Annotated in this window: 5 protein-coding genes; 3 read left to right on the plus strand and 2 right to left on the minus strand. The window is 65.2% G+C overall.

Annotated features, from left to right (window positions below; all coding sequences use genetic code 11):
• A partial coding sequence (locus AC1DT2_RS15950; RefSeq protein WP_477297384.1) for an MFS transporter occupies positions 1-432 on the minus strand: 432 nt, incomplete at its 3' end.
• Between the two features lie 43 nt (positions 433-475).
• Here AC1DT2_RS15950 and ligA point away from each other — a divergent pair.
• Genes ligA through gloA2 form a run of 3 tightly spaced genes read left to right on the plus strand, consistent with a single transcriptional unit; the run spans position 476 to position 4,199 of the window.
• Positions 476-2,866 (plus strand): NAD-dependent DNA ligase LigA, encoded by a 2,391-nt coding sequence (gene ligA / locus AC1DT2_RS15955; RefSeq protein WP_477297385.1) that lies wholly within the window; start codon positions 476-478, stop codon positions 2,864-2,866.
• On the plus strand, positions 2,863-3,813 hold the full coding sequence (gene epmA / locus AC1DT2_RS15960) for an EF-P lysine aminoacylase EpmA (RefSeq protein WP_477297387.1): 951 nt from the start codon (positions 2,863-2,865) through the stop codon (positions 3,811-3,813). The genes ligA and epmA overlap by 4 nt, the downstream gene beginning before the upstream one ends.
• A gap of 2 nt (positions 3,814-3,815) precedes the next feature.
• Complete coding sequence (gloA2, locus tag AC1DT2_RS15965; protein ID WP_477297389.1) at positions 3,816-4,199, plus strand: SMU1112c/YaeR family gloxylase I-like metalloprotein; 384 nt, start codon at positions 3,816-3,818, stop codon at positions 4,197-4,199.
• Positions 4,200-4,250: 51 nt separating this feature from the next.
• On the opposite strand, the gene AC1DT2_RS15970 is transcribed toward gloA2, so the two are convergent.
• The coding region (locus AC1DT2_RS15970; protein ID WP_477297390.1) for a DUF2461 domain-containing protein at positions 4,251-4,769 on the minus strand (519 nt) is incomplete at its 5' end.

Here is a 4,769-nt window from a genome sequence, read left to right on the forward strand (position 1 = left end):
CATCAGGGCGGCGCCGCCCAGGCCCTGGACGATACGCGAGGCCACCAGCTGCGGCAGCGTCTGCGCCAGGCCGCAGAGCAGCGAGCCGAGGGCGAAGACCGTGATCGCTCCGCCGAAAACGCGCCTTGTGCCGAAGCGGTCGCACAGCCAGGGGCTCATGGGGATGAAGATCGCCAGGGTCAGCACGTAGCTGGTCAGGGCGGTGCGCATGCTTAGCGGGCCGACATCCAGCGCGTTCGCGATGGCGGGCACGGCGGTGTTGACGATCGTCGAATCCAGCGCCTGCATGAAGAAAGCGGCCGAAACGAGCCAGATGAGTCCGCGGTAGCGGGCCTTGCTCGACGGTTCCGCCGGTGCCAGTGCCGGGCGGTCGGTGGAGAGAGCGTGGACGTCGGTCGGTGGGAGGCTGTCGATGACGTCGTGGGCTGGCATGGCTGTAACATTATAGACGATCAGAGCCTGACGGACCCCGCACATGCCCCAAGCCCCCGCCCCGGCCGATGCCGTCGAGCGTGCCACCGAACTCCGACGCCGCCTCGAAGACGCCAATTACCGCTATCACGTGCTCGACGACCCGACCCTCGCCGACGCCGACTACGATCGCCTGATGCGGGAGCTCGAGGCGCTCGAAGCGGAGCACCCGGAGCTCGCCGTCGCCGATTCACCGACCCGGCGCGTCGGTGCTCGCGCGCAGGGTGGCTTTGCCGAAGTGACGCACGCGGTCCCCATGTTGTCGTTGGGTAATGCCTTCGAGCAGGAAGCCGACAACGACCGCGAAAAATATCGCGAAGTGGCCGATTTCGAGCGCCGCATCGAGCAGACGCTGGACCGCCGTGAGCCGGTGTTCTCGGTCGAGCCCAAGCTCGATGGCCTTGCCATCAGCCTGCGCTACGAAGACGGTGTCTTCGTGCAGGGCGCCACGCGCGGTGATGGTGCGGTCGGTGAAGATGTCACTTCCAATCTGCGCACCGTGAAGGCCATTCCGTTGCGCTTGCGCGGCGAAGGTTGGCCGCGCGTGCTCGAAGTGCGTGGCGAAGTGATCATGCCGCGCGCTGGCTTCGAGGCATTTAATGAGCGTGCTCGCGCGGCGGGTGAGAAGGCGCTGGCCAATCCGCGCAATGGCGCCGCCGGATCGTTACGCCAGCTCGATCCCGCGATTACCGCGAAGCGGCCACTCGCTTTCTTCGCCTACGCGGTAGGMGTGGTTGAAGAGGGTGAACTGCCGGACACGCATTCCGCCACGCTCGCGAAGCTGCGCGACTGGGGTTTCCCGGTGTCGCCCGAGGTCTCCACGGCAAAGGGTTTCAAGGGCCTGCTGGCTTACTTCCGGAAGATTGGCGAGAAGCGCGACAGCCTGCCGTACGACATCGACGGCGTGGTGTACAAGCTCGACGACTACGAAGGCCAGCGCGAGATGGGCTTCGTCTCGCGCGCGCCACGCTGGGCCATCGCGCACAAGTACCCCGCGCAGGAACAGACGACGACGGTGGAGGCGATCGAGATCCAGATCGGGCGCACCGGTGCGGCGACGCCCGTGGCCCGATTGACGCCGGTGCAGGTAGGTGGCGTGACCGTCACCAACGCCACCTTGCACAACGCCGACCAGGTCGCGCGCCTGGATGTGCGTGTCGGCGACACCGTGATCGTTCGCCGTGCGGGCGATGTCATTCCCGAAGTCGCCCGCGTGGTCGAGGAAAACCGCCCGGCAGGGACCGTGGCCTGGAAGATGCCCGAGGTCTGCCCGGTCTGCGGCTCGGAACTGCTGCGTGAGGAAGGCGCGGCCGCCTATCGATGCTCGGGTGGGCTCATCTGCGCCGCGCAGCGCAAGGAGGCCTTGATCCATTTCGCCTCGCGCCGCGCCATGGACATCGACGGCCTCGGCGATCGTTTCGTCGATGCCCTCGTCGAGTTCGACATGGTGCATACGCCGGCCGACCTCTATGCGCTCACCGTCGACCGCTTCGTGAAGCTGAAGACGCTGGCCGACGAGCGCGATGGCTCCACGCCGGAGACGGTGAAGCAGGGCAAGGTCGCCACGAAGTGGGCGGAGAACCTGGTGGAGGCGATCGAAGCCAGCAAGAAGTCCACGCTGCCGCGCTTCCTGTTCGGCCTTGGCATCATGCATATCGGCGAGAGCACCGCGAAGACGCTGGCCTTGTGGCTGGGCTCGCTGGACTTCGTGCGGCGCACGCCGGCGCCGGTGTTGCGCGTGCTGCCGGATATCGGCGATGAAGTAGCGACGTCCATTGCGGCGTTCTTCGAGCAGGAGGGCAACCAGAAGGTCGTCGATGCCTTGCTCGAAGCGGGTATCACCTTTGCCGATGAAGGCGCGCCTTCGCCCAAGCTGCGCGAGCGGCTAGGGCTCGACGTGCTGCTGGATGCCGCCAAGGTGTCGAAGCTCGGCCCGAAGAGCACTGGCATCCTCGCGAAGAACTACGCGAGCCTCGACGCGCTGGTGAAAGCGGGCGAGCACCAGTGGATCGTCGCCGGCGTGCCACAGGCAGCCGCCTCGAACCTCACCGCCTTGTTGGCCGACGCCGAACGCGTCGCCGAATTGCGACGCGCCGACGAAGCCATGCGCTCGCTGGCCGCGGCGCTGCCGGCGAAAGCCGCCAACGCGCTGCCGCTGGAAGGGCTGACCTACGTCATCACCGGTACGATGGAGACGCTCAAACGTGACGACGCGACCGAGCGGCTCGAGTCGCTCGGCGCGAAGGTGGCGGGCTCGGTGTCGAAGAAGACCACCGGCGTTTTTGCCGGCGAAGCGGCAGGCTCGAAGCTGGACAAAGCCAATGAGCTCGGCGTGCCGGTGTATACGGAAGCGGACCTGCTGGCCCTGCTGACCGAACACGGTGTGGCGCCATGACCGACATGAATCAGCTGCGTCTGCGCGCGCAGACGTATGCCACGATCCGCGGTTTTTTCAGCGAGCGCGGCGTGCTCGAGGTGGAGACGCCGATGCTCTCCGCCGCGGGCAATACCGACCCGAACATCCAGAGCTTCCACACGAACTTCAGTGGTCACGTGGATGCCGGTGCGCGCGAGCGCTGGTTGCGTACCTCGCCGGAGTTTCCCCTGAAACGGTTGCTCGCCGCAGGCGTGGGCGACTGCTATGAGTTGGGGCGTGTGTTTCGCAACGGCGAAGCGGGGGGGCGACACAATCCCGAATTCACCATGCTGGAGTGGTACCGCGTGGGCTGGGACCATAACCGGCTGGCGCGCGAGGTGATCGACCTGCTCGAACGGCTGCTGCTGGGCGCGGGGCGCACGTTCGAGATTGTCGAAACGACGTACCGTGGGTTGTTTCACGATGCGCTGGGCGTGGATGCCTTGCTGGATCCGGTCGAGGTGCTGAAGAAACYGCTCGCCGACGCAAACATCAGCAGCGAAGGCCTGGAACGCGACGACTGGCTGGACCTGTTGCTCACGCACCGCATCCAGCCGGAATTTCCGCGCGATCGGGTCACTATCGTTTCGGAGTTTCCGGCCAGTCAGTGCGCGCTTGCGCGCATTCGAAAGAGCGACCCGYCGGTGGCTGAGCGTTTCGAGGCGTATGTGGGGCGTTATGAAGTGGCCAACGGGTACCACGAGCTGAATGACGCGGCCGAGCAGCGCGCGCGGTTCGAAGGCGACAACGCTAAACGACGTCAGCGTGGGGATGCGGAAGTGCCGATGGACGAGCGTTTGCTGGCGGTACTTGGCGATATGCCGGCGTGTGCGGGGGTGGCGCTGGGCATCGAGCGGTTGTTGATGGTGCTGGCGGATACCGATGCAATTGCCGATGTGTTGACGTTTCCGTTTTCGGAAGCGTGAACATGCTCGAATCCATCCACCACGTCGCGATCATCTGCGCCGACTACCCGCGCTCGAAGGCCTTCTACACCGAAACCCTCGGCCTCAAGGTCATCCACGAGGTCTACCGCGAAGCGCGCGATTCCTGGAAGCTCGATCTCGAAGTCAGCCCGGGCGTCCAGCTGGAACTGTTCTCCTTCCCGTCGCCGCCAAGGCGGCCATCACGGCCGGAGGCGCTAGGGCTACGTCACCTCGCGTTCGTCGTGAGCGATATCGACGCGGTGGTGGCGACGTTGGGCCAGCGTGGGGTCTCGTGCGAGCCGATTCGGGTAGACGAGTTCACCGGGAAGCGGTTTACGTTCTTCGCCGATCCGGATGATTTGCCGATTGAGTTGTACGAGCGCTGAGGCCGCTCTTTGTAGGAGCCGATTCATCGGCGATCGGGTGCTTGCGGATGTTTAGAACTCGAGTTCCTGCGCCGCGCAGAGGTAGTCGACCATCGGCGCCAGTCGCTTGAACGTGTCGACGACGAAGGGCAGCAACTCCGACGAACACGCCAGGGCTTCATCGAAATTCTGCCCGGCGGCGAAATTCTTCCGCTTCAGGTCGTCGATCAACTCATGGTTCGGATCGAACCCGCGCGGCGGGCGCGTCAGGCTTTCGCCCCAGAACTCGAAGCGCTCGCGAAAGGCCTTTCCATGCGTTGCCCGCTTCCACGAATCCGGGTTATCGGCGAGGAAGTCGCGTAGCTTCTTCAGCACCGGCGGTTCCGGATGCCACATGCCGCCGCCAGCGAAGCACTCGTCCGGCTGGATGTGCAGGTAGAAGCCCGGTGCCTGGATTTCATGGCGGCGCTCATGGAAAAAGCGCGAACCCTGCCAGCCCTTGTACGGTTGCTTGTCGTTGGCGAAGCGCGTGTCGCGATGGATGCGGTAGAGCGAACCACCCACCTTGCGTGTATCGGCACGGTAGTGCGG

The sequence above is a fragment of the Luteibacter sp. P4_E6 genome, assembly GCF_056401535.1.